The organism is Aeromicrobium sp., from assembly GCF_047606445.1.
In the GTDB taxonomy this organism is placed as follows: domain Bacteria; phylum Actinomycetota; class Actinomycetes; order Propionibacteriales; family Nocardioidaceae; genus Aeromicrobium.
In genome coordinates this window covers 82,557-105,370 of record NZ_JASGEK010000010.1, presented here as the reverse complement: position 1 = coordinate 105,370, position 22,814 = coordinate 82,557, and the positions used below count along the sequence as shown (strand labels likewise).

Genomic DNA, 22,814 nt, shown 5'->3' with positions numbered 1-22,814 from the left:
CGAGTGTGTGCAGAGTCATGATGTCAGCAAGGTCTCCATGACGGCTTTCGCGATGGGCCCGGCGAGCCGTCCGCCGGAGATGTCGTCGGTGCCAGCAGGCGCCTCCACCATGACCGCGACCGCGATCTTCTGGTCGCCGTCGATGGCGAAGGAGGTGAACCAGGCGAGGTTGGGCAGGTCGTCGCCTCGTTCGGCGGTTCCGGTCTTGCCACCCACCTGGACACCCGAGATCTTGGCGGAGGTTGCGGTGCCCGCGTCGACGGTGGCGATCATCATCTGCTGCAGCATGCCCGCCTGGTCCGGCGTCAGCGCCGTGTCGTACTCCTCGGGCTCGGCTTCCGACAGCACCTTGAGATTGGGGGCGCGCACCGTGTCGACGAGGTAGGGCGTCATGACGACGCCGTCGTTGGCGATGCCGGCCGAGACCATGGCGATCTGCAGCGGCGTGGCGGCGACGTCCCTCTGGCCGATGCCGGTCTGTGCCAACGCCATGCGGTCGAGCGTCTCGCCGTCCTGGCTGACCCGACTGGCGCTGCTGGCGACGTCGCTGATGATCTTGTCGCCGAAGCCGAACTTCTTGGCCTGCTCCTCCAGGGCGCCCTGGCCGATCTGGTCGGCGAGCGAGCCGAAAGCGACGTTGCAGGAGACCTGGAGCGCCTTCTCCAAGGTGATCTGGTCACCGCCGCAGTCGCTGCCGCCCTGATTGACCAGCGGAGTGGACCATCCGGGGATGGCGTAGGAGGAGCCGCCCTGCACGACCGAGGACGGAGTGAGATTGAGATTGCTGACGGCTGCTGCGGCGGTGACTAGTTTGAAGGTCGAGCCGGGCGGGGCGATCTCCCGTGCGGCGCGGTTCGCCATCGGCCTGTCGGTGTTGGCGGGGTCGATGAGCGAGGCCCAGGCGGCGTCGACGGCGGCGAAGTCGTGCGAGGCGAGCGTGTTGGGGTCGTAGGACGGCTGGGTCACCATGACTTTGACCGCGCCGGTCTCGGCGTCGATGGCCGCGACCGCGCCCTTGGTGCCTGCGGGCAGCGCGGCCAGCGCGTCGGCGGCGGTGGTCTGCGCGGCGCCGCTGAGCGTCAGCTCGACGCTGCCGCCCTGCGGCTGCTTGTTCGACAGCAGGTCGATGACCCGGGTGACGAAGAGCCGGTCGTCGCTGCCGGACAGGATCGGGTTCTGCGTGTCCTCGATCCCGTCGCGGCCGTAGGTGTAGGAGAAGTACCCGGTGACCGGCGCGTACAGCGGACCGTCGGCGTAGGCGCGCTGATAGACGTAGGAGTCTCCGGAGTCGACGCTCTCGACGATCGGCTCGCCGTCGACGAGGATCTCGCCCCGCTCGCGCGAGTACTGCTCGTCGATGACGCGTTTGTTGGTCACGTGGCTGTTGAGCGCGTCGGCCTTGACGTACTGGACGTAGGTCGCGTTGCCCATGAGCGCCAGGAAGAGCACCAGGGAGGCGATGGCGAGTCGGCGGATCGGTGTGTTCACAGCTTCACCACCTGGGTCGCGTCGTCCTCGGTGACCGGCTGGACGCTCGGCGCGGGACGACGGGTCTGGTCGCTGACGCGCAGTAAGAGCGCGATGATCGCCCAGTTCATGACGATCGACGAGCCGCCCTGGGCGAGGAACGGCGTGGTCAGGCCGGTCAACGGGATGAGGCGGGTCACGCCGCCGATGACGACGAAGACCTGCAGGGCCAGCGAGATCGCGAGGCCGGCGGCGAGCAGCTTGCCGAAGGCGTCACGGCAGGTCAGAGAGATGCGCAGGCCGCGTTCGACGATCAGCCCGTAGACGAGCAGGACCGCCATGAGGCCGGCCAGGCCGAGCTCTTCCCCGAGCGAGGTGGCGATGAAGTCGGAGTAGGCGAAGGGCGTCAGGTCGGGGCTGCCCAGCCCCCAGCCGCGGCCGAGCATGCCGCCGTGCGCCATGCCGTAGAGCGCCGTGACGAGCTGGTAGTTGTTGTCGATGTCGTCGAAGGTGTGCAGCCAGACGTCGAAGCGATGCCGGACGTGGCCGAAGCACTGGTAGCCGAACCACCCGCCGACGACGAACAGGCCGCAGCCGACGACCAGCCAGCCGGACCGCTCGGTGGCGATGTAGAGCATCACCACGAACAGGCCGAAGAACAGCAGCGACGAGCCGAGGTCGCGCTGCAGCACGAGGACGCCGATGCTGACGAGCCAGCCGACGATGATCGGGCCGAGGTCGCGGCCGCGCGGCAGGTCGATGCCGACGACCCGCCGTCCGGCGAGCGCCAGCACCTCGCGCTTCTCGGCGAGATAGCTGGCGAAGAAGATCGCGAGGCAGATCTTCGCGGCTTCGCCCGGTTGAAAGCTGAACGGTCCGACGGCGATCCAGATCTTCGCGCCGAGGTGGGCGGTGCCGAGGCCCGGGACCAGCGGCAGGATCAGCAGCACGATCGCGGCCAGGCCGAAGCTGTACTGCATGGTCTGCAGGCGGCGGTGGTCGCGCACGACGGTCAGGACGAGGGCGAAGGCACCAAGGCCGAGCGCGGTCCACATGAGCTGATTCGGTGCGAGGGCGCTCCACTCGTCGCGGTGCTCCGACATGCCCAGGTCGATCCGGTAGATCATCGCCAGACCGATGCCGTTGAGGCACAGCACGAGCGGCAGCAGGACGGGGTCGGCGTAGGGGGCGAGGCGACGGATCAGCAGATTCGCGGTGATCGCCGCGATGATGAGCGAGCCGGCGATGCCCATGGCCCCGGCGGGGACGTGCCCCTCGACGCCCAGGCCGACCGCGCAGTAGGCGAACACGCCGATCCCGACCGCCATGACGGTCAGGATCAACTCGGCGCCGCGGCGTTTGCGGGGCACCCAGGTGGTGTCGCTCACGGCGTCACCGGCTCCGCGGTCACCGTGCCCGGCTTCGGTGTGGGCGTTGGTGTGGGTGTGTTCTGCTGCTCGGTCTCGGCGCGCAGGTCGTCGACGATGCGCTCGGCGTCGGCGAGGTTGTCGGCCTCCATGCCGCCGGAGACCTGGTCGCGGCGGTGCGAGGGCAGCTCGTCGAGTTCGAGGTCGGTGCGCGACTCGACCTCTTTGAGGGTGATGAGCGGCAGGTCGGCGTTGACGCCGCGGTAGATGGCCACATAGCCGCCGTCCTCGGCGACGAAGTACTGCTGCTGACTCCATCGATAGGCGTACCAGCCGCCGACGCCGATCAGGCCGAGCAGGACGAGGAGGAAGGCGATCCAGCGCACGAAGCGCCAGCGGCTCGGCGGACGGGGCGCGTAGCGCAGCTCCTCGGGGTCGACGTCGACGTGCGCGGTGGAGTCGATGAGGTCGACGTCGACCTGCTGTGACTGCGGGTTCGCGGCAGCCGCGCCGACGAGCTGGGGGCGGCCGTCGGCGCAGGACAGATCGCTGCCGTCGTCGTCGGCCTCCACCATCTCGCCGATGACGACGGTGACGTTGTCGGCGCCGCCGCCCTCCAGGGCGAGCCGGACCAGCTCGGTGGCGGCGACGTCGATGGACTCCGCGCTGAGCGCGGCGGCGATGGCGGCGTCCTCGACCATGTCGGACAGGCCGTCGCTGCACAGCAGATAGCGGTCGCCGGCGTGCGGACGGAGCCAGGAGTACTCGGCCTCGAGGTCGTCGCGGCCCAGCATCGCGCGCAGCAGCAGCGAGCGATGCGGGTGGAAGCGGGCCTCCTCGGGGGTGATGCGCCCCTCGTCGACGAGGCTTTGGACGAACGTGTGGTCGACGCTGAGCTGGGTGAGCGTGCCGTCGCGCAGCAGATAGGCGCGCGAGTCGCCGAGGTGGGCGACGGCGAACTTCTCACCGTCCCACAGCATCGCCTCGATCGTGGTGCCCATGCCCTCGACGGCCGGGTCGGCCTCGATGAGGTCGCCGAGACGGCGGTTCGCGGCGTCGACCGCGTCGGTGAGGTGGTCGAGGGCGTCGCCGGGGGAGGTCTCGCCGTCGACGCGCCGGATGACGCGGACGGCCTCCGAGGAGGCGAGGTCGCCTGCGGCGGCGCCGCCCATGCCGTCGGCCAGCAACAGCAGATGGTCGCTGGCGTAGCCGGAGTCCTGGTTGTTGGACCGCCGCAGACCGACGTCGGTCAGGGCGGTGTAGCGCAGTGTCAGCCGGGTCATCGTCACTTCCGCAGTTCGACGATCGTCTTGCCCATGCGGACCTGCACGCCGAGCCCGATGGGTGTGGGGCTCGTGATGCGCTGGCTGCCGATGAACGTTCCGTTGGTGGATCCGATGTCCTCGACGAACCACTCCGCGCCGTTCGTGGCGAAGCGGGCGTGGCGGGTCGAGACGTAGTCGTCGTCGAGCCGGATCGCCGCGTCGGTGCCGCGGCCCAAGACGATGGGCTGCGTGCCGAGCGGGACGCTCTGGCCGGCGTTGGGTCCGCTGATGATGGAGAGCACGCGCGGGACGCCGCGTTGGGGTTTACGGGGTTTGCGAGGCTTCTCGGGTTTCTTCTTGGTGGCGGCCGGTCGTGCGCTGCGGGCCGTGGCGCTCGCCGGGGCCTTCGTGCCGAAGATGTCGGTGCGGATCACCGAGATCGCCGAGAGCACGAAGATCCACAAGACGACGAGGAAGCCGAACTTGATGAGGGTCAGGGTCAGTTCGGACATCAGGCCCCCTTCTCTGTGAGCCGCACCATGATGGTCGTGTTGCCGAGGCGGATCTCTGAGCCGTCGGGCACGGGCGCTGTGGAGACGCGGCGGCCGTTGAGCACGACGCCGTTGGTGGAGTCGAGGTCGGTGACGTCGACCCGGACCGACTCGCCGGTGTCGTGCAGAGTGATCTCGCAGTGGCGCCGGGAGATGCCGGGGTCGTCGATGCGCAGGTCGGACTCCGAGCCGCGGCCGATGACGAGCCCCGGCGCGGTGAGCGGGTGGCGGAGGTCGCCGATCTCCAAGAAGGCTTCGGCCTCGCGGGCTGCCTCCTCGTTCAGTCGGACTGCCTGGGTGGGCCGGACCGAGGCGTTGGTGCGGCTGCGCACGCGGTAGCGGCCGGTGGCCAGCTCGGGCGCCTCGACGAGCGCGATCGACAGGCCGCCGGCGAGCGTGTAGCGCTGCTCGCGGACGTGGTCGCGGACCAGGGTGCTGAGTTCGTCGATGAGGATCGGTCCGGCCGAGACGAGACGTTCGTGATCGCTTGGGGAGAGCTCGACGTTGAAGTCGTTGGGGACGAGGCGGCGGTCGCGCGAGAGGATCTGCGCGGAGTTGTCGATCTCGCGTTGCAGGGCCGCAGCGATCTCGACCGGCTGCACCTCGCTGCGGAAAGCGCGCGCGAACGCGCCGGTGACCACGCCTTCGAGGCGTTGCTCGAAACGTTGGAATGCCCCGGCCATCGCACGTCCCTTCTCGTCGCCCTCCGAATGTTCCGTCTCTGATCCTATCGACACCCACCGTGCGTTGTCGCAGCCTGATGCTAGACTCACTTTTCGTTCGGCTCAGCCGAGCATGTCGCGCGAGTGGCGGAACGGCAGACGCGCTGTCTTCAGGTGGCAGTGTCCTTATGGGCGTGGGGGTTCAAATCCCCCCTCGCGCACGCGACGACTTTGGGAGGACCCCCGTTCTTTGGGGGTCCTCCCAAAGTTCGTTTCATGGACTAGTGGGACTCCGTCGCGCGTCTCATGATGAGCGACGGGGTCCCCCCTCGCGCACGCGACATTGGCAGAGCCCCACCCTCGTTCTTTGAGGGTGGGGCTCTGCCAATCTCTCATGGACGAGCGGATCGGCCCGGTCACCCCCAGGCGATGGACAGGTACTGGGTTTGTCGGAACTCCTCCAGGCCCTCGCGGGCGCCCTCGCGGCCGAGGCCGGACTGCTTCATGCCGCCGAAGGGGGCCGACGGGTCCGAGACGATGCCCCGGTTGACGCCGACCATGCCCGCCTCGACCGCCTCGCCGACGCGGATCGCGCGCTGCAGGTCGCGGCTGAACACGTAGGCGGCCAGGCCGAACTCGGTGTCGTTGACGGCGGCGAGCATCGCGGCCTCGTCGGTCCAGGTGACGACGGGCGCGACCGGGCCGAAGGTCTCCTCGACCACGAGCCGGGCGTCGGCGGGCACGTCGGCGAGCACCGTCGGCGCGAGGAAGTGTCCGGGGGAGTCGTCGGGGATCGGCGCCTGGTGGGTGATCCGGGCGCCGGCCGCGACGGCCTCGTCGATCTTCGCGGCGATCTCCGCGACCGCCTTCGCGCTGACCAGCGGGCCGACCTCGGCCCCGTCGGCCGCCGCGCCGACCGTCTGCGCCGCCACGCGCTCGCCGAAGGCGCGGGTGAACTCCTCGGCGACGTCGGCGTGCACGTAGAAGCGGTTGGCCGCCGTGCAGGCCTGGCCGCCGCCGCGCAGCTTCGCGATCATCGCGCCCTCGACGGCTTGGTCGACGTCGGCGTCGTCGGCGACGATGAACGGGGCGTTGCCGCCCAACTCCATGCTCGACACGAGGACGCGGTCGGCGGCCTGGCGCAGGAGGAGCCGACCGACCCGGGTGGAGCCGGTGAAGGAGACGAGCCGGACGCGGGGGTCCTCCATCCACGCGGTCACGACCGCGCCCGCGTCGGTGGTGGGCACCAGGTTGACGACGCCGTCGGGCAGCCCCGCCTCGGCCAGCAGCCGGGCGATCTTGAAGGCCGTCAGCGGGGTCTCGGCGGCGGGCTTGAGCACCGCCGTGCAGCCCGCCGCGAGCGCGGGGGCGAGCTTGCGGGTCGCCATCGCGGCCGGGAAGTTCCACGGCGTGACCATCGCCGCGACGCCGATCGGATGGTGGGTGACGAGGTTGCGCGCGCCGCCGGCCGGGGCCTCGCCGTACGTGCCCGAGGTGCGCACCGCCTCCTCGCCGAACCACCGGAAGAACTCGGCGGCGTAGCCGACCTCGGCGCGCGCGTCGGCCAGCGACTTGCCGTTCTCGGCGCTGATCAGCGCGGTGATCTCGTCGGCGTCGCGGTGCATCAGCTCGAAGGTCCGGCGCAGGATCTCGGCGCGCTCGCGGGGGGCGATGCGTCGCCAGGACGTGAAGGCCTCGGCCGCCGCGTCGACCGCGCGGGTCGCGTCGTCGGGGCCGCCGTCGGCGACCTGGGCGATGACCTCGGTGGTCGCGGGATCCTCGACGGCGAACTCGCCGAGACCGCCGGGCTGCCACCGGCCGCCGATGAACAGTCCGTTCGCGGGTCCGGGGTTTTGCGCGCTCATAGGCTCAGGCTACGGTCACGGGCATGAGTTCTTCCAGCGTCCTGACCGATGTCGACGGCCCGATCGCGCGAGTGCGCCTCAACCGTCCCGACAAGCTCAACGGCGTCGATTTCGGCATTCTCGAAGGGCTGCTGGACAGCGCCTCCGACCTCGCGAAGAACCGCGACCTGCGGGTCGTGCTGCTGTCGGGCGAGGGCGACTCCTTCTGCGCGGGCCTGGACTTCCCGTCGGTGATGAAGCAGCCGCGCAAGGTCGCGACCGGCTTCATCCCGAACCCGCTGCGCGGCGCCAACCTGTTCCAGCAGTCGCTGTGGGCGTGGCGCAAGCTGCCGGTCCCGGTCATCGCGATCACCCGAGGTCACGTCTTCGGCGCGGGCATCCAGCTGGCGCTCGCGGCCGACTTCCGGTTCACGACGCCCGACGCGAAGTGGTCGGTGCTGGAGGCCAAATGGGGCCTGGTGCCGGATATGAGCGGGACGGTTCCGCTGGTCGAGCAGGTGCCGCTCGACCTCGCCAAGCGGCTGACGATGACCGGCGAGATCTTCTCCGGCGAGCAGGCCGCCGCGTGGGGTCTGGCCTCCGGCAGTGACGTCGACCCCGACAAGCTGGCGCTGGAGCTGGCCGGCCAGCTGATCGAGCGCTCGCCCGACTCGGTCAGCGGCAGCAAGCGGCTGCTCAACGAGGCCGCCCGCCGCAGCGTCCGCGCCCAGTTCGCGCTGGAGCGCCGCCTCCAGTTCCACATGCTGCGGTCCGAGAACGCCAAGATCGCCCGGATCGCCGGGACCAAGGGCGAGACCCCCCGCTTCGGCCCCCGCACCCTCCGCTGACCGTCCTCCCCAGATTTGCTGGCTTATCCACCGTTTTGCCGTGTGAGAACGGTGGATAAGTCAGCAAATCTGGGTTTCACAGCACGTTCAGACGGCGGAGGACGTCGCGGACGTGGGTGAGGGAGTCGGGGTCGCGCAGGCCGGTGGTGTCGTCGAGGTAGAGGCCGTCGCCGATGAGCTGGATCGTGCGGGCCATCGCCTCGTCGCCGAGGTGGTCGGCGAGCACCGTGAACCAGGCCGCGCGGGCCGCCGCGAGCGCCGCCGCGGCACGGGGGTCCTTCTCCTGGGCGACGCGTGAGGCGGCGATGAGCGCGCGGTCGAAGTCGCTGCCGGAGTCGACCGAGGTCTCCAAGTAGTAGTCGACCGGACCCTCGGGGGCGTTCTTCATCTTCTCGGCGTCCGCCTCGGCCTGCTCGGCCAAGCGCGCCAGCATGCCCTCGACCAGCTCGTCCTTGCTGCCGAAGTGGTAGAGCAGACCGCCTTTCGACACGCCCGCCTCGGCGGCGACCGCCTCGAGCGTCGTGGCCCGGCTGCCGCCGCTGACCAGCAGCGTCTCGAAGGCGTCGAGCAGGCGGTCGCGGGTCTTGCGGGCGGACGGGGAGGCCATGGCAGGAGTCTAGGCGCTCGATTTTTGTCTATACCGTCCAGACGGTACAGTAAATCTCCATGAGCCTCGATCTGATGACACGACGGGCGACGCGCCGGGACTGGGCCGCGCTGGTCGTCTTGATGCTGCCGGTCCTGCTGGTCTCGGTCGACAACACCGTCCTGAGCTTCGCGCTGCCCGAGATCAGCTCCGGCCTCGCGCCCACCGGCGCCCAGCTGCTGTGGATCGTCGACGTCTACCCGCTGATGCTCGCCGGACTGCTCATCGCCATGGGCAGCCTCGGCGACCGGCTCGGCCGACGTCGGCTGCTGGTCACCGGCGCGACGGGTTTCGGCGTCGTCTCGCTCATGGCCGCCTTCAGCCCCGGCGCCGAGACGCTGATCGCCCTGCGCGCCCTGCAAGGCTTCTTCGGCGCGATGCTCATGCCGTCGACGCTGTCGATCATCCGCAACGTCTTCGCCGACGCGAACGAGCGGCGGCTCGCCATCGCGGTCTGGGCGGCGATGTTCTCCGGCGGCGCCGCGCTCGGACCGGTGCTCGGCGGCTGGCTGCTGCAGCACTTCTGGTGGGGCTCGGTCCTGCTCATCAACGTGCCCGTCGTGGCGCTGTTCGTCCCGCTGGCGCTGCTGTTCGTGCCGGAGTCGCGCGACCCGAGGCCGGGTCCGGTCGACCCCGCCTCCATCGCGTTGTCGCTGGTGACGATGCTGCCCGCGGTCTACGGGATCAAGCACCTCGCGCACGCCGGCGTCGACGATGTGACGGCGGCCTGCTTCGCCGCGGCCGGACTGTTCGGCACGCTGTTCGTGCGACGTCAGGCCCGCAGCGCCACGCCGATGCTCGACGTCGGCCTGTTCCGCGACCGGGTCTTCGCCGGCTCGGTCGTCGCGAACCTGCTCAGCCTGATGGCGCTGACCGGCTTCCTCTTCTTCGGCGCGCAGATCCTGCAACTGGTGATCGGCCTCGACCCGGTGGCCTCCGCGCTGGTGCTCGTGCCGGGCCTGATCGCCACCGTGGCGGCCGGATTCGCGGCGGTCGCTTTGGTGCGGCGCTTCCCGGCGCGGGTGCTGGTGACGTCGAGCTTCGCGGCGTCCGCGGTCGGTTACGCGCTGGTGGCCTTCGCCGGGACGCCGACGGTGGCGAGCGTGCTGATCGCCTTCGTCGTCATGGGCGCGGGCATCGGTATGGCCGAGACGCTGACCAACGACCTGGTGTTGAGCCACGCTCCGGCCCACCGCGCGGGGGCGGCCTCGGCGATCTCCGAGACCGCCTACGAGATCGGCGCGGTCCTGGGCACGGCGGTGCTCGGCAGCGTCGTCACCGCGACCTACCGCTCCCAGTTGGGCGAGGGGCACGAGACGCTGGGCGCCACGCTGGAGCACGCCGCGACCCTGCCCGACCACGTCGGCGCGGCGCTGGCGGAGTCGGCGAAGGCCGCCTTCGGCCTCGGCGTCCAGTACTCGGCCGGCGTCGCGATCCTGGTCGCCCTGGCCGCCGCCCTCATCTCCTGGCGCACCCTGCCCGACCACTCTCCGACAGGCCGCTGAAACAGGGAAGCCAGTCTGAAACGAGGCTGGGGCCGAGGTAGGCGATCGTGTTTCACGGAGGATGCGGATGCGTCTGGTGGTGTGGCCGAGGAGGTCGTGGTGGTCGAAGGACGGCGTGCGGTGCGTCCGACGCGGAGTAGTTTCAATCGGTGGTCAGCAGAGAGCTGTTGGCATGGATGCGCTCCAAGACCTCGTCAAAGGTCGGCGGCGTGTCGGTGCCGTAGTAGAGCCCGTCCATCGCTGCGTCGTGTTCGGCGCGTAGGCGTCCCGTCAATGGACCCTCGCCGTTGAACGCCGGGCTGGCCGCGAACCCGCCGTCGGGAACCGGCAGGTCGGGAGTGAACGCTCGGGAGACCCTGTAGCAGCTCGCGAGCACCTCGGCGACGGTTGCCCTGTCGTGGAGGAACGTCAGTACCTCGTCGTCGCCGAGAAGTGCCCATGCGTCGTAGAACTGGCGTCCGACGCGTGGCCAACCGTGGACTCCTTCTTGCGCGGTCGGGTCGCTGGCGAAGTTGTTGATGCGCAGCAGCTTCTCGATGAGTGTCCGTCCCGGATGCAGGATCGCGACCTCGAACGGCGACAGATCACTCCATGCGGTGTTGTCGAAGCCGGCGGCGTCGAGTTGACGCGCCAACAACGAGGTGACTTGACGAGCAGCGTGTGGATTCGGTCCACCGGACTGACCGAGTTCGACGAGGATCGCAGCGGCATCGGCGATCGACCCTGGTTGGCCGGAGTGCGATAGGGGTGGGGCGAGGTAGGCGCTGCGGTGGAAGCTTCCCGGCTTGCCGCCGCTCCGCCCGCCCGAGGCATCGGCTCCGGTCGCGCGGGCGGCGGCCTCGATCATCGACTTCAGCGCGCGTGCGGTCGCGCGGTGGGAGCCGTACTGGCCGACCACCAACAGGTCGAGGTCTTCGGAGAACCGCCGGATGATCCGGAGCTTCTCCAAGCTCGTGCCGCCCTTGAACACCACTTCGCCCGGATGTGCGACGGTGATGGCCCGTAGCGCTTCGCACGCCCAGTAGTCCTTCTCGACCGCCAGCGGCCGGACGCCAAGCTGCCGGGCTGCGGTCACGACGACGTCGGCGAACCCGTCGGGGTCTGAAGCCCGCCAACTCGGCACTGCCTCATGCGTCGGCGGGGTCATGCGGCGCTTCTGAGGATTGCCAGGGCGCTGTCGGTGGTGCGACGGTCGGGCATCGGAATCTGCTCGGCGAGAGCGTGCTCGCCGAGAGACTCCAAGAGTGCGCGCAACCGCGCCCGTACCGTGCCCGGCTCGGTCTCGGAACCGCGGGCCAGATGGTCGGCACGCAACTGCCCGCTACGGATCAACTCGCCGAACCGCTCCCACGCCTCGGCCGGAGGCAACTCGACGGTGCGCTCCCACTGGTCGAGGGCTTCGAGCAAAGCCACTTCACCTGCGCCAAGCCCTGCGGCGACCCGGGCGCGACGCGCGGGCCTGGCGTAGAAGTCGATGTCGTACGTCGACTCAGGCGCGCGTCGCGGCACCGCGATGTGCGCCTTCTGAGGAACCTGGGTCGACACCCGCAGACGGTTCGACGCGTCAAGCTCGGTCGGTCCCACGCCAGGTCCGGGAGCGAGTTCGGCGATCACCAGTTCCGTTGGGGGATAGCTCATCCCCAACGGAGTCCTGTTCCCGCGCCAGTAGAGGCCGCGACGGATACGGCGAAGCTCGCCAGCCTCCACCAGCCCGGACAGAAGGTGCAGGGTCGTGGAGCCGGACGTCGCAAGATCCGAGGGTCGCCAGAACTCATCACGTGAACGCAGGACGCGCTTACGCTCCTGTGCCGCAGTGCTGCGGTCACGGGTGATGGTGGGCATGGCGGCCTTCCTCACGCAGAACGACACGCGAAACGTCTTCAGATCAGACTACATCTTGATACGCGAAACGTCTCTACTGAATAGCGGTCCTTCGCCGAGCACCCAGTTCCTGGCGAACCGCCCGCCCTGTCATCGCCCGCGACAACCAACCAACTTGCGGGGGTTCCGAAAGCCTCTTGTGGGTCAGGGGCGCAGGGACTGGCCCTCGGCGACGGTCTCGTGGATCAGCTGCACGACGCGCTGGGGGTCGTCGATCATCGGGACGTGGCCGGCGCCGACGAGGTCGACGTGGCGGGCCTGGGGGAGGCGCTGGCGGGCGGTCTTCGACTGAGAGTGGGGCAGGATCAGGTCTTTCGTTCCCCAGGCCACGGTCGTGGCGACCGGCACCTGATGGTCGAAGCGGTAGCCGAAGGCCCGCATGGCGGTGCGCTCGAAGGCCGTGCAGTACTTCAGGAAGAAGGCGTCGCGCACGGTCGCCTCGGCGCTCATGCGCTCGGGGTGGGCGTAGAGCAGCGTGCCGATGAGACGGCGGCCGAGGGCGGTCCCGGCGAGCTTGCGCACCACGACGTCCGGGCCGACCGCCGCGAAGAAACGCAGCACGAACAGCGCGAAGAGCGCCTGCAGCTTGCTGATCGGGCCGAAGAAGCCCGCCGGGCTGAGCGCGGTCACCGACGACACCAGGCCGCGGGCGCCGAGTTCCAGGGAGATCGCGCCGCCGAGGGAGTTGCCGACGACGTGCGGCTTGACGACGCCCCACTTCTCGAACTGCCCCGCGAGGTGGTCGACGGCGGTCGGCATCTGGTAGGCGATGCCGCCGGCGAAGGCGGGCGACTCGCCGAAGCCGGACAGGTCGGGCGCGATGACGTCGTACTTCTCGGCGAGCACGTCGACGACCGGGTCCCACGCCCCCTTGTTGTGGCCGATGCCGTGCAGCAGCACGACGGTGGGGCCGGAGCCCTTGCGGACGTAGGCGAGATCGGGGAGTTGCATCGCGGAGCCTTCCTGGACGAACCAATGCGCCACTGATGATGACACGTTTCGCGTGGCAGTGTGCGGGGGGTCGGACCGCTCTGTGTTGACGGGGGTGGAGCGTCGCCCTCGGCGATCTCGACAGTAGCTGCCATGGACCTTTGTTTTGGTCGAATATGGTGCAGTCGACCTCCCGAGCGCACCGAGCAACGTGTTCCGACCGACTGCTGACCGCTCGACTTTCCGCGCCGACAGACCTTCGAGTCGCCGTCAGAGGCTTCTCAACCGTAGGGACACCTGCTTCCGCCTAGGAAATCACCATGGGGTTCAACCCGAAGGACACACCGGACTCGGCCAAGGACATCGCGCAGAACGCGCTGGAGAACGCATCGGAGCGTCGAGCTCCCCGTCGAGGAGTAGTCCTCGTCGGGTCCGAGTTCTTCGATCCCGGTCAGGCGTGGCGGCTCACCGGGACGATCACCGGCAAACCCTCGTCGTCGAGGATCCGCACCGTCTGACCGAACACCTCGCGCACCAACTCGGCATCCAGGATCTCGCGCGGTGGCCCGGAAGCGACGATCCGCCCCTCCCGTACGGCGACCAGGAAGTCCGCGTAACGCGCGGCCTGGTTGAGATCGTGCAGCACCATGATGATCGTTTTCGCCGACGTCTCGTTCAGCTCAACCAGTAGGTCCAGCACCTCCACCTGGTGGGCCAGATCGAGATAGGTGGTGGGCTCATCGAGCAGCAGGATGTCGGTCTGTTGCGCCAAGGCCATCGCAATCCAGACTCGTTGACGTTGGCCACCCGACAGCCCGTCGACGCCGCGGTCTGCCAGAGAGGTCGTCCCGGTCGCCTCCATCGCCCACGCGACTGCCTCGCGGTCCTCGGCCTTCCACGGTTGCAGGAACCCGACGTGCGGGAACCTGCCCCGTGCAACCAGGTCGCCGACCGTGATGCCGTCGGGCGCCGTCGGAGACTGCGGCAACAAGCCGACCGCCCGCGCCACGTTCTTGGTCGGTTGGCGGTGGATGCTGTGGCCGTCCAGCAGCACAGCCCCTTGCGTCGGTTTCAGCAAACGCGCCGCCGTCCGCAACAACGTCGACTTCCCGCACGCGTTCGGGCCGACGATGCACGTCACCTTGCCGGCGGGGAACTCCAAGGACATCTGCTCGATGACCGTGCGAGTCCCGTAACCCACGGTGACCGTCTCGGCCTGCAACTGGTGATGTGCCGTCATGCTCATGCCCCTCGTTCGACCTTGCCGGCCGTGGCCAGCAAACAGATGAAGTAGCCGCCGCCGATCAAGCCGGTGACCACGCCCACAGGCAAGGCGACCCCCAGCAGCGCGGTGCGGCCCACCAGATCAGCGAGCGGAACCAGGAGCGCCCCGAATGCCGCGCTCGGGAAAACGCTGACCGTGCTGCCCACCAGCGCCCGCGCCACTGCGGGAGCCACGAACGCGACGAACGTGATCGGTCCGGCCGCAGCAGTCGCGGTGGCCGCCAGCGCCACCCCCGCCAGGACCAACACCCCGCGGGTGATCTCCAGCCGCAATCCCAAGGACTTCGCCGAATCGTCCCCCAGCATCAAGACGTGGATGGAACGTGCCAGGGCGACAACCAACGGGACCAGCACGACAACGGTGACGGCCAGCACCGGCACGTGGTCCCATTCGCGGTCCGTCAGCGACCCCGTCATCCACACCGTCGCACGCTGCAACTCGTTCCTTGCCGCCCGTACCAACAAGAACGCCGTGATCGCCGACAAGAACGCGGCCACCCCGATGCCCACCAGCACCATCCGGTAGCCCGACATCCCCTGGCGCCAGGACAACAGGTAGATCACCGCCGCGGCGGCAAACCCACCGGTGAACGCCAACGCGCTCAACGCGGTGCCCGACACCCCGAAGGCGACGATTCCGACGACAGCGGCTGCACTGGATCCCGCGGTGACGCCGATGATGTCGGGAGACGCCAGCGGGTTGCGGGCGATCGCTTGGAAGATCGCGCCGGACACCCCGAAGGCAGCCCCCGCGAGAACCCCGACCAGCGCGCGAGGCAGACGCAGGTCGGTGACGACGTACTGCACGCGCGGCGTGCCCCGGCCGAACAGTGCCCCGAGAACGTCGCCGAAGGACACGAAGTAGTCGCCGACCGCGATGCTGCCCACGAACACGCCTGCCACGGATGCCACCAGCACGGCCCCGACGATGACCGAACGCCTCCGGTTGCCGGTCACAGCTCGGCCATCCGGCGCCGGCTCGCGACAATGATGAAGAACGGTGCGCCGATCAACGCCGTCATGATTCCCACCTGGATCTCTTGTGGCCGGTCCACGACCCGGCCGAGCACATCGGCGGCTATCAGCACGATCGGCCCGAGCAGTGCTGAATACGCCAGCACCCAGCGGTTGTCAGGACCGGTGGCGACGCGGGCCAGATGCGGAACGATCAATCCGATGAACCCGATCGGCCCGGCGGCGGCCGTCGCCGCACCGCACAGCAACACCACCGCGATGCCGCACTGCAGGCGTGCCCGCCACGGCCGCTGACCGAGCGCGGCCGCCAGTTCGTTGCCCAACGCCAACGCGTTCATGTGCCGGCCGAGCGACAGGGTCAGCACGACGCCGAGTGCGATGAACGGGCCGACCACCATGGCCGTGTCGAGGTCGCGGCCGCTCAACGAACCCACCGCCCATTGCCGGAACCCGGTCAACGTGTCGATGTTGCGGATCAGGATCGCGGCCGTCACGGATGAGAGGAACAACGACACGGCCGCGCCCGCCAACGCCAACTTGACCGGACTGCCGCCGTCGCGACCCGTCGCACCGAGCACGTACACGCCGGCTGAGACGACTGCGGCACCGAGAAAGGCGAACCACACGTACCCCACGACGTGGCTGGCCCCGACGAAATAGATCCCCAGTACGACCGAGAGCGACGCGCCCGCTTCGACACCGAGGATTCCGGGGTCCGCCAGTGGGTTGCGGGTCAAGCCTTGCATCAACGCGCCAGCCAGGCCGAGGCCGACGCCGACCATGATCGCGATCACGGTCCGGGGGACCCGCACCGTCCGGACGATCACATGATCGGTGACACCGGGCTCGGGGCGCAGCAACGCATCCAGCACGACAGACGACTCGATGGGTTTCGATCCGAACATCAGCGATGCCAAGACGGCCGCGACCAAGAGTGCCGCCAACACCAGCAATCCCGGCACCAGAAGCTGGCGGCTCATCAGTGCGCCTCGTAGGCACGAGCCCACAGCGTCCGTGCCACCACATCGTCGAACGTGCGGAACTTGCAGGTGCCGCAATACTCCGGCTCGCCCTCGGAGGCAGGAAACGCCTCGGCCAACGCTTGCTCGTAGGCATCGATCTCGGTGCCGGTACTCGCCTCGGCGGTGAAAGCCTGGCAGCAGCCGCCGCGATGACACACCACCGCAGGGCCACAACCGGACTCGACGAGGTCAATCCGCGCCAAGCGTTTCCACGGGCGCCGGGGCACCGAGATCAACTCCCGCAATCGTTCGACCTCGTCCACCGTTGCCGGGTGGGGGCGTTCGCCGATGCTGGCGGCCAAGGCATCGGATACCTCGTGCCAGAGCCCGGCGACGCCGGCTCCCGAACGTTCACGAATCACGGCGACAAGATCTCCCACGGCAGCGACCAAGGCGGTCACCGTCGCTTGCGCAACGTCGGCTTGGGTGTCGAGCACGGTCACCGACGGCTGCCCTGCCCAACCGTGCCCTGGCGCCACCACCACCTCGGTTTCATCGGAAACCCTCAGACCGGCCGTCCACCCTTCGAGGTGCAGCCACCACTGCAACGCTCCAGGGGTGATCAGCAGACCCGCACCGGTCTCGGCGTACAACGCACCGACGATGTACGACGGTGACGCCGGCAGCCAACCGGCCAGATACGTGCCTGCGGCCGCAGGCGGGAATCCGTCCGCGCCCAAGCGTGCCAACGCCGAGGCCACCGTCGCTCGAACACCCGCAGTGCTCAGTGGAGCGCCACCATCGTCCGGAGGCGGGAAGACCACCGCGCCCCGCTGGCGCCACCAGGAAGGGAACCCGTCATAGGCCGGGCCGTCCCCTGCGGCGAGGTCAGCTAGCGTCAACGCTCTTGGTGACGTTGTCGACGATCTCGTCAACGATGGCACCCAGTTGCAGCAGGTCACCGTTCCACCACTTCGCGGTGAACATGATCACCTTGTGGTTCTCGACCGGCGTGAGCGACTTCCACACATCCGACTCCAGGATCGACAGCTTGCTCGGGTCCGTGTCGGTTTCCACGAAGAACGTGTCCGGAACGTCGAGTTGCTCAAGGGTCTCGAGTTCCACCTGGAAGTACCCGTCGGCGTTCGCAGCCGGCCACTCCGGGACCTTCAGGCCCAGGCCCGGGAGCAAAGCGGTCGCCACGACGTCTTCCACCCGCGCCCCGACCCACGGTTCGTCAGTGACCCGGATGATGCCCACGGTGCCGAGTTGCTCGACGTACGGCGCCAGTTCCGCTTTGCCGTCCTGGAGCTTCTTCTCGAACTCGTCGATGGTCGTTTCAGCCTCGTCCGAACGCCCCATGTCCTTGGCGAACTCGCGGTACTTCGTGTAGACGTCGTCGATGTCCTTCCAGCCTTCGTCCAGCGCATACGTCGGGATCGGGCTCTTCTTGTAGCGGTCGATGTTCTCCTGGTTCCAGTCCGCCTGCTGGGTGACGATCAGGTCGGCGTCGAGATCGAGAGCCTTGTCGAGGCTGACGGTCCAACCGTCCTCGGCGACGATGTTGGGAACCTGCACGCCATCGGGTTTGAAGTACTCCGTCGGAACGCCTTCGGGAAGGACTGCCGCAATCGGTTCGATGCCGAGCGACACCAGCTGGGCGTAGGTGGACGCGTCGGCCGCCACCACCCTCGTCGGCTTCGCCGGGATGGTGACTTTGCCGCTGCCATCGGTGACGGTGCGAGTCGCCGTGTCGGAGTCATCGCCGGCAGTGCCGCAGCCGACCGCCAGGAGGAGCATGCTTGCCGCCAGTGCGCCGATGATTGCCCGGGTGCGGCGGGCGCGACTGACAGGGTTCCGTACGTGACTCATGACTTCTCCTTGTTGCGCGGGCAGCTCGGCACACCGCAGTGATGGTTAGGCGAGGCTACCATCACCTTTTTCGCCGGTCTGGACGCGCCAGAGCGCCGCGTAGTGGCCGCCGAGCGCCAGCAGTTCATCGTGCGTACCCGATTCCACGATCGCGCCGGCGTCCATCACCCAGATGCGATGGGCGTGACGAACGGTCGACAGCCGATGCGCGACCACCACGGTGGTGCGACCGTGAGCAGCCAGGCGCAGTGACCGCTGGATCGCCGCTTCGGTTTCGTTGTCGACCGCGCTCGTCGCCTCGTCGAGCACCAGGATCTCCGGGTTCCCGAGCAGTGCCCGTGCGATGGCGACCCGCTGGCGTTGCCCGCCTGACAACGTGACCCCGCGTTCCCCGACCCAGGTCTGGTAGCCGTCGGGAAGTGACTCGATGAACTCGTCGAGCGCAGCAGCCGTGGCCGCCCGGGCCACCTCGTCGGCGGATGCGTCCGGCCGGGCGTAGGCGATGTTGTCGGCGATGGTGCCGGAGAACAGGTAGATGTCTTGCGGCACCAGGCCCATGGGCGCACGCAACGCTTCCCAGGTCAAGGTGGTGATGTCGTGCCCGTCGAGCAGGACGGCGCCGGATCGCGGATCGTTGAACCGGGTGATGAGCCGCAACAGCGTCGACTTGCCTGACCCGGTCGCCCCGACGATCGCGTGTGTTTCGCCGGCGCCGATCGTCATCGACAGATTCCGTACGACGTCCGGTCCATCGGCGTAGCCCGCCGTGACGTCGCGAAGTTCGATGTCCCCGCGGACGGCGCCGTCGAGAGTCTGCGTTCCCGCGGCGAGCTCGATCGGCTCGGAGATCAGCCGCAGAATCCGCACTGTCGACGCCCGTGCTTTCTGATACCGCTGCACCATGTCGGCCACATCGGTGAGTGGCCACAGCAGTCGTTGGGTCATGAACACCAGCACGGAATAGAGTCCGACGCTGAGTTCGCCACGCAGCGCCATCCAGCCACCCAGCAGCAGCGTGCAGGTGAAGCCGGCGAGGATCGCCATCCGTACGACGGGGACGAAGGCGAATGCGACGTACACCGCCTTCATGGTGGCGTCCTTGTAGTTGCCCGCCACCGTTGCGACGTGGTCGCGTTCGCGCTTCTCGGCATGAAAGGCCTTGATCGTCATCAGCCCGGCGAGGTTCGCCGTCAGGGTCGCCGAGAGGTCGTCGACGACAACACGAGTGCGCTCCCACAGCGGGGTGAGCACGTGCTGGAACCGCAACGTTCCGTAGAGAATCACCGGGACCGGCAGGAACGCCCAGAGCAGCAACTGCCAGGACGCCGCCGCGAACACGATGCCCACGAAGATCACGTTCAGGACGGTTTGGACGATGGCGGTCGCGCCGAAGGTCAGGAACTCCTCAAGCTGGTTGATGTCGTCGAAGATCACCGCGAACGTGGCGCCTTGACGACGTTGTTCATGCCAGCCGAGCGGCAAATGTTGCGCCCGGTCGTAGGCCTCGATTCGCAGGGTGCGCTGGACCTCTTGAGCGAGGCTCATCCACAGCACTTCCATGATGTATTCCGACAACGACTCGATGACCCACACGACCACGTTGAACCCGGCAAGCCAGGCCAGCTGGCCGAACTGGGATTCGACGCCGAGGAGCGAACTCACCCACGATTCGTCTCCGCGCACCACGACGTCGACCGCAACCCCGATCAGGAGCTCCGGCATGATGTCGGCCAGTTTGTTGATCGTGGTCACGGCCAGCGCGGCGATGATCCTGCCGCGCAACGTCCGGTAGCGTTTCCACAACTCCAGGAGCGGTTGGGAAATGTCAGGGTGCTCTGCAGTCACGAGGTCACCCTATGGCCGCTGCGATCTCGTCACGACCGGGCGAGCCCGACCGGCCAGGCGATTTTCCGGAAGGTGGTGGCCCAGGCGCCACGGGGACAACAAGCGGGCCGTCCACGAGAATCAGTACTCCTACACCGTGCCGAAGGGCGGTTGTCATGACGGTCGAGTCGAGACGGTCCTTTGCGCACTGCGACGCGTCGAAATCCGGGAGGAAGTCCGTGAGCAAGCCCAGGAGAGGAACCACCGAGCAGGTGCTTGCCCAGGTGGAAGCGAGCATGGGCGAAGCGGCGCGCCTTCTGGCAGACGGCAACGCACCCTACGCCCGGCTCTACAGGGAGAGCGCGAGAGAGGCTCACGAGCTTCTCCGCAGGGGTGCCGGGAGCGACGAGGTAGCCGCCTGGGCTCGGGGGTTCGAGCACCTCCCCGGCCTTGCCGACGAGGCGACTCGTGAGCGCGAGTACGGGGCGCGGCCGACTCCAGGCTCCGCCGCTGACGAGTTACGGACACGCCTGCTCGCCCTCCAGGGGCTCGTGGCTTCTCTCCGGCGAGCACTTCCGTGACCGAACACCTCTACACCTGGACTGAGCGCGAGAGGCAACTGGCCAGAGCGTTGAAGCTCGCCACGCGCCTGGCAGGGCTCACGGGCAGCGAGTTCTACGGGAACCTGGTCCGGGAGATCGAGTCGCATCTCGCGTCGCGCCGCCCGGACGAAGAGTTGCGCGCCTGGGCCAGAGACCTCCCCTCCCTGCCCGGTTATGTCCCGCCCCAGGCGCGGTCGTGGAGTCAGAGGCCGGACGCCGACGACATCCTCCTAGAAGAACTCGTCGACCGTCTCGGCGGCGCACTCCTCACCCTTCGTACTCGCGGCTACCGGCGATGAAGTCTTCCGCGCGGCACAGCGATCGACGGCCGGTTCACGCCTCTTGAGGCCGAACCTGAGGCGCTCACCGTCTTCGGCCCTCGGGCGGCGTCAGGCCGCGATCTGGACGTGCAGGCTGCCGCCGACCGCGCGGGCGACCTTCGCGAGGGTGGTAAGCGTGGGGATGCCGCCCCCGCCTTCGAGGGCGGAGACGTGGGACTGGCTGACGCCCATCGCCTCGGCGAGCTGAGCCTGGGTCATGCCCGCGGCCTGTCGGGCGTCGTAGATGGCCTGTGCGAGGTCGAGGGCGAGGTCGGCCTCGACGGAGGCTCGCTCGAACTCGGCTCGCTCTTCGGGGGTCATCGCGGCGAGGCGCTTCTCGTGGTACTCGGTGGCGGTGGTGGTCATGGCTGCTCCTTCTGGGCTCGGCGCGCACGGAGGATCTCGCGGCGCTCGTTGTTCTTCTGCTTGTGGAAGGTGGTGAGGGTGATGACGCGTTCGGCGGGCTCGAAGGTGTAGGTGACGCGGCGGGCCTTGCTGCCGAGGTTGAATCGCAGTGCGAAGAGTCCCTCGCCGAGCGGCTTGGACAGCGGCATGCGGAGCATGTTCCCTTCGGTCTCCAGTCGGGCGATGGCGCGTCGGGCGACGGCGTAGTCCTCGCGGCTGAGGCCGTCGAGCCATTCCCGGACTTCGTCGGAGTAGACCACCATCCACATCGTCATGTCCTGATATTACTGTAAGTAGATATCCAAGACAAGCACTCTCATTGCCATGAGGGCCGGACGGGCGGCTGCGCATCCCCTGCGGTCCGCCAGGTGCTCCGAGGGTCGGTTGAGAACCGTGACAGCACTACTGTCACACTGTTGCTGTGACGATTCAGAACACCGCCCCCAGCGGACCCCTGGCGGGCGTGCGCGTCGTCGAGCTCGCCGGGATCGGCCCCGGCCCGTTCGCCGCCATGCTGCTCGCCGACCTCGGCGCCGACGTGGTGCGCGTCGACCGGCCCAGCGGTCCCGGCCTCGCGATGGCCCCCGCCCAGCGCGACATCCTCGGACGTGGACGCCCCAGCGTCGCGGTCGACCTCAAAGCCGACGGCGGCGTCGACCTCGTCCTCGACCTCGTCGCGAAGGCCGACATCCTCATCGAGGGCTTCCGCCCCGGCGTCACCGAGCGGCTCGGCCTCGGCCCCGACGTCTGCCTGGAGCGCAACCCGAAACTCGTCTACGGCCGCATGACCGGCTGGGGCCAGGACGGTCCGCTCGCGCACAGCGCCGGCCACGACCTCAACTACATCTCCGTCGCCGGCGGGCTCGACCCGCTCGGCCGCTTCGGCGAGGCCCCCGCCTTCCCGATGAACCTGCTCGGCGACTTCGGCGGCGGCTCGCTCTACCTCGTCACCGGCGTGCTCGCCGCGCTCACCCACGCCCGCACGACCGGGCAGGGCCAGGTCGTCGACGCGGCCATCACCGACGGCGTCGCGCACCTCATGGCGATGGCCGTCACGATGCAGCAGAACCACCTGTGGGACGGCCAGCGCGGCACCAATCTGCTCGGCGGCGCGGCCCCCTTCTACGACGTCTACGCGACCTCCGACGGTCGGCACCTGTCGGTCGGCGGCCTGGAGCCGCAGTTCTGGGCCGAGATGGAGCGGCTGCTCGCCGAGGCCGGATTCGACGACCTGCCCGACCGCAACGACCCCGCCCAGTGGGGCGCGCTGCGCGAGCGGCTGGCCGAGGTGTTCGGGTCGAAGACGCAGGCCGAGTGGGCCGAGATCTTCGAGGGGACCGACGCCTGCGTCGCCCCCGTCGTGCCGCTCACCGAGGCGTACGCGCACCCGCACAACGTCGCGCGCGGCACGTACGTCGAGCGCGACGGCGTCACCCAGCCCGCCCCCGCCCCCCGTTTCTCGGCGACTCCCGCCGAGCTCGGCGCCCCGCCGTCGGCCATCGGCGCCGACACCCGCGCCGCCCTGACCGCCTGGGGGATCGACGACGTCGACGCCCTCATCGAGCGCGGCGTCGCCGTCCAGAACGACTGACCACGACAGAGAC

General features: G+C 68.8%; 23 protein-coding genes and 1 tRNA gene. 6 read left to right on the top strand and 18 right to left on the bottom strand.

Going from position 1 to position 22,814, the window contains the following annotated elements:
• Positions 1 to 15 precede the first annotated feature (15 nt).
• The 5 genes from QM621_RS02645 to QM621_RS02625 are packed head-to-tail and all read right to left on the bottom strand — an operon-like array spanning position 16 to position 5,333.
• A complete protein-coding gene (locus tag QM621_RS02645; RefSeq protein WP_414988801.1) occupies positions 16 to 1,488 on the bottom strand; it encodes a penicillin-binding transpeptidase domain-containing protein in 1,473 nt (490 codons plus the stop codon).
• Complete coding sequence (locus QM621_RS02640) at positions 1,485 to 2,855, bottom strand: FtsW/RodA/SpoVE family cell cycle protein (protein WP_414988800.1); 1,371 nt, start codon at positions 2,853 to 2,855, stop codon at positions 1,485 to 1,487. The genes QM621_RS02645 and QM621_RS02640 overlap by 4 nt, the downstream gene beginning before the upstream one ends.
• Entirely contained in the window at positions 2,852 to 4,117 is a 1,266-nt protein-coding gene (locus tag QM621_RS02635; RefSeq protein WP_414988799.1) for a PP2C family protein-serine/threonine phosphatase, read from the bottom strand. The genes QM621_RS02640 and QM621_RS02635 overlap by 4 nt, the downstream gene beginning before the upstream one ends.
• A gap of 2 nt (positions 4,118 to 4,119) precedes the next feature.
• Positions 4,120 to 4,611 (bottom strand): FHA domain-containing protein, encoded by a 492-nt coding sequence (locus QM621_RS02630; protein WP_414988798.1) that lies wholly within the window; start codon positions 4,609 to 4,611, stop codon positions 4,120 to 4,122.
• On the bottom strand, positions 4,611 to 5,333 hold the full coding sequence (locus tag QM621_RS02625; protein ID WP_414988797.1) for an FhaA domain-containing protein: 723 nt from the start codon (positions 5,331 to 5,333) through the stop codon (positions 4,611 to 4,613). Before QM621_RS02625 ends, QM621_RS02630 begins: the two co-directional genes overlap by 1 nt.
• A 117-nt stretch (positions 5,334 to 5,450) precedes the next feature.
• Here QM621_RS02625 and QM621_RS02620 point away from each other — a divergent pair.
• Positions 5,451 to 5,533: transfer RNA gene (locus QM621_RS02620), tRNA-Leu, on the top strand.
• Between the two features lie 195 nt (positions 5,534 to 5,728).
• On the opposite strand, the gene QM621_RS02615 is transcribed toward QM621_RS02620, so the two are convergent.
• Positions 5,729 to 7,177: an NAD-dependent succinate-semialdehyde dehydrogenase gene (locus tag QM621_RS02615; RefSeq protein ID WP_414988796.1), complete on the bottom strand. Its 1,449-nt coding sequence runs from the start codon at positions 7,175 to 7,177 to the stop codon at positions 5,729 to 5,731.
• A 23-nt stretch (positions 7,178 to 7,200) separates the two neighbouring features.
• Here QM621_RS02615 and QM621_RS02610 point away from each other — a divergent pair, with 23 nt between their 5' ends.
• The gene (locus QM621_RS02610; protein WP_414988795.1) at positions 7,201 to 8,004 is read left to right on the top strand and encodes a crotonase/enoyl-CoA hydratase family protein; all 804 of its coding nucleotides are present in this window, start codon (positions 7,201 to 7,203) and stop codon (positions 8,002 to 8,004) included.
• Positions 8,005 to 8,080: 76 nt separating this feature from the next.
• On the opposite strand, the gene QM621_RS02605 is transcribed toward QM621_RS02610, so the two are convergent.
• A complete protein-coding gene (locus QM621_RS02605; protein ID WP_414988794.1) occupies positions 8,081 to 8,611 on the bottom strand; it encodes a TetR/AcrR family transcriptional regulator in 531 nt (176 codons plus the stop codon).
• Between the two features lie 59 nt (positions 8,612 to 8,670).
• Between QM621_RS02605 and QM621_RS02600 the strand changes: the two genes are divergently transcribed.
• Entirely contained in the window at positions 8,671 to 10,155 is a 1,485-nt protein-coding gene (locus tag QM621_RS02600; RefSeq protein WP_414988793.1) for an MFS transporter, read from the top strand.
• Between the two features lie 142 nt (positions 10,156 to 10,297).
• Here QM621_RS02600 and QM621_RS02595 read toward each other — a convergent pair whose 3' ends face one another.
• The 9 genes from QM621_RS02595 to QM621_RS02555 all read right to left on the bottom strand — a co-directional run bounded on the left by QM621_RS02595 (position 10,298) and on the right by QM621_RS02555 (position 19,904).
• Positions 10,298 to 11,302: a nucleotidyl transferase AbiEii/AbiGii toxin family protein gene (locus QM621_RS02595; protein WP_414988792.1), complete on the bottom strand. Its 1,005-nt coding sequence runs from the start codon at positions 11,300 to 11,302 to the stop codon at positions 10,298 to 10,300.
• A complete protein-coding gene (locus tag QM621_RS02590) occupies positions 11,299 to 11,997 on the bottom strand; it encodes a hypothetical protein (RefSeq protein ID WP_414988791.1) in 699 nt (232 codons plus the stop codon). Before QM621_RS02590 ends, QM621_RS02595 begins: the two co-directional genes overlap by 4 nt.
• A 183-nt stretch (positions 11,998 to 12,180) precedes the next feature.
• Complete coding sequence (locus tag QM621_RS02585) at positions 12,181 to 12,987, bottom strand: alpha/beta fold hydrolase (protein WP_414988790.1); 807 nt, start codon at positions 12,985 to 12,987, stop codon at positions 12,181 to 12,183.
• Between the two features lie 430 nt (positions 12,988 to 13,417).
• Complete coding sequence (locus tag QM621_RS02580; protein ID WP_414988789.1) at positions 13,418 to 14,212, bottom strand: ABC transporter ATP-binding protein; 795 nt, start codon at positions 14,210 to 14,212, stop codon at positions 13,418 to 13,420.
• Positions 14,209 to 15,207 carry a FecCD family ABC transporter permease gene (locus tag QM621_RS02575; RefSeq protein ID WP_414988788.1) on the bottom strand — a complete coding sequence of 333 codons (999 nt, stop codon included), beginning with the start codon at positions 15,205 to 15,207 and terminating at the stop codon, positions 14,209 to 14,211. Before QM621_RS02575 ends, QM621_RS02580 begins: the two co-directional genes overlap by 4 nt.
• Positions 15,204 to 16,205, bottom strand: a complete 1,002-nt coding sequence (locus QM621_RS02570) for a FecCD family ABC transporter permease (protein WP_414988787.1) — start codon at positions 16,203 to 16,205, stop codon at positions 15,204 to 15,206. The genes QM621_RS02575 and QM621_RS02570 overlap by 4 nt, the downstream gene beginning before the upstream one ends.
• Entirely contained in the window at positions 16,205 to 16,840 is a 636-nt protein-coding gene (locus QM621_RS02565; protein WP_414988786.1) for a hypothetical protein, read from the bottom strand. Before QM621_RS02565 ends, QM621_RS02570 begins: the two co-directional genes overlap by 1 nt.
• Before the next feature lie 235 nt (positions 16,841 to 17,075).
• Complete coding sequence (locus QM621_RS02560; protein WP_414988785.1) at positions 17,076 to 18,059, bottom strand: ABC transporter substrate-binding protein; 984 nt, start codon at positions 18,057 to 18,059, stop codon at positions 17,076 to 17,078.
• Between the two features lie 45 nt (positions 18,060 to 18,104).
• Positions 18,105 to 19,904 (bottom strand): ABC transporter ATP-binding protein, encoded by a 1,800-nt coding sequence (locus QM621_RS02555; protein ID WP_414988784.1) that lies wholly within the window; start codon positions 19,902 to 19,904, stop codon positions 18,105 to 18,107.
• A gap of 155 nt (positions 19,905 to 20,059) precedes the next feature.
• On the opposite strand from QM621_RS02555, the gene QM621_RS02550 reads away from it, so the two are divergent.
• Positions 20,060 to 20,464 (top strand): hypothetical protein, encoded by a 405-nt coding sequence (locus QM621_RS02550; RefSeq protein WP_414988783.1) that lies wholly within the window; start codon positions 20,060 to 20,062, stop codon positions 20,462 to 20,464.
• Positions 20,461 to 20,784, top strand: coding sequence for a hypothetical protein (locus QM621_RS02545; RefSeq protein ID WP_414988782.1), 324 nt, complete (start codon positions 20,461 to 20,463; stop codon positions 20,782 to 20,784). The genes QM621_RS02550 and QM621_RS02545 overlap by 4 nt, the downstream gene beginning before the upstream one ends.
• Before the next feature lie 90 nt (positions 20,785 to 20,874).
• Here QM621_RS02545 and QM621_RS02540 read toward each other — a convergent pair whose 3' ends face one another.
• On the bottom strand, positions 20,875 to 21,171 hold the full coding sequence (locus tag QM621_RS02540) for a helix-turn-helix transcriptional regulator (RefSeq protein WP_414988781.1): 297 nt from the start codon (positions 21,169 to 21,171) through the stop codon (positions 20,875 to 20,877).
• Positions 21,168 to 21,485, bottom strand: a complete 318-nt coding sequence (locus QM621_RS02535; RefSeq protein ID WP_414988780.1) for a type II toxin-antitoxin system RelE/ParE family toxin — start codon at positions 21,483 to 21,485, stop codon at positions 21,168 to 21,170. Before QM621_RS02535 ends, QM621_RS02540 begins: the two co-directional genes overlap by 4 nt.
• A 146-nt stretch (positions 21,486 to 21,631) precedes the next feature.
• On the opposite strand from QM621_RS02535, the gene QM621_RS02530 reads away from it, so the two are divergent.
• Positions 21,632 to 22,801, top strand: a complete 1,170-nt coding sequence (locus tag QM621_RS02530) for a CaiB/BaiF CoA transferase family protein (RefSeq protein WP_414988779.1) — start codon at positions 21,632 to 21,634, stop codon at positions 22,799 to 22,801.
• The last annotated feature ends 13 nt before the right edge of the window (positions 22,802 to 22,814 follow it).

Excerpts from the sequence above, each read along its gene's own strand:
- QM621_RS02635 (WP_414988799.1), bottom strand. The coding sequence starts at position 4,117 with ATGACCCGGCTGACACTGCGCTACACCGCCCTGACCGACGTCGGTCTG.
- QM621_RS02630 (WP_414988798.1), bottom strand. The coding sequence starts at position 4,611 with ATGTCCGAACTGACCCTGACCCTCATCAAGTTCGGCTTCCTCGTCGTC.
- QM621_RS02625 (WP_414988797.1), bottom strand. The coding sequence starts at position 5,333 with ATGGCCGGGGCATTCCAACGTTTCGAGCAACGCCTCGAAGGCGTGGTC.
- QM621_RS02615 (WP_414988796.1), bottom strand. The coding sequence starts at position 7,177 with ATGAGCGCGCAAAACCCCGGACCCGCGAACGGACTGTTCATCGGCGGC.
- QM621_RS02610 (WP_414988795.1), top strand. The coding sequence starts at position 7,201 with ATGAGTTCTTCCAGCGTCCTGACCGATGTCGACGGCCCGATCGCGCGA.
- QM621_RS02605 (WP_414988794.1), bottom strand. The coding sequence starts at position 8,611 with ATGGCCTCCCCGTCCGCCCGCAAGACCCGCGACCGCCTGCTCGACGCC.
- QM621_RS02600 (WP_414988793.1), top strand. The coding sequence starts at position 8,671 with ATGAGCCTCGATCTGATGACACGACGGGCGACGCGCCGGGACTGGGCC.
- QM621_RS02595 (WP_414988792.1), bottom strand. The coding sequence starts at position 11,302 with ATGACCCCGCCGACGCATGAGGCAGTGCCGAGTTGGCGGGCTTCAGAC.
- QM621_RS02590 (WP_414988791.1), bottom strand. The coding sequence starts at position 11,997 with ATGCCCACCATCACCCGTGACCGCAGCACTGCGGCACAGGAGCGTAAG.
- QM621_RS02585 (WP_414988790.1), bottom strand. The coding sequence starts at position 12,987 with ATGCAACTCCCCGATCTCGCCTACGTCCGCAAGGGCTCCGGCCCCACC.
- QM621_RS02580 (WP_414988789.1), bottom strand. The coding sequence starts at position 14,212 with ATGAGCATGACGGCACATCACCAGTTGCAGGCCGAGACGGTCACCGTG.
- QM621_RS02570 (WP_414988787.1), bottom strand. The coding sequence starts at position 16,205 with ATGAGCCGCCAGCTTCTGGTGCCGGGATTGCTGGTGTTGGCGGCACTC.
- QM621_RS02560 (WP_414988785.1), bottom strand. The coding sequence starts at position 18,059 with ATGAGTCACGTACGGAACCCTGTCAGTCGCGCCCGCCGCACCCGGGCA.
- QM621_RS02550 (WP_414988783.1), top strand. The coding sequence starts at position 20,060 with ATGACGGTCGAGTCGAGACGGTCCTTTGCGCACTGCGACGCGTCGAAA.
- QM621_RS02540 (WP_414988781.1), bottom strand. The coding sequence starts at position 21,171 with ATGACCACCACCGCCACCGAGTACCACGAGAAGCGCCTCGCCGCGATG.
- QM621_RS02535 (WP_414988780.1), bottom strand. The coding sequence starts at position 21,485 with ATGACGATGTGGATGGTGGTCTACTCCGACGAAGTCCGGGAATGGCTC.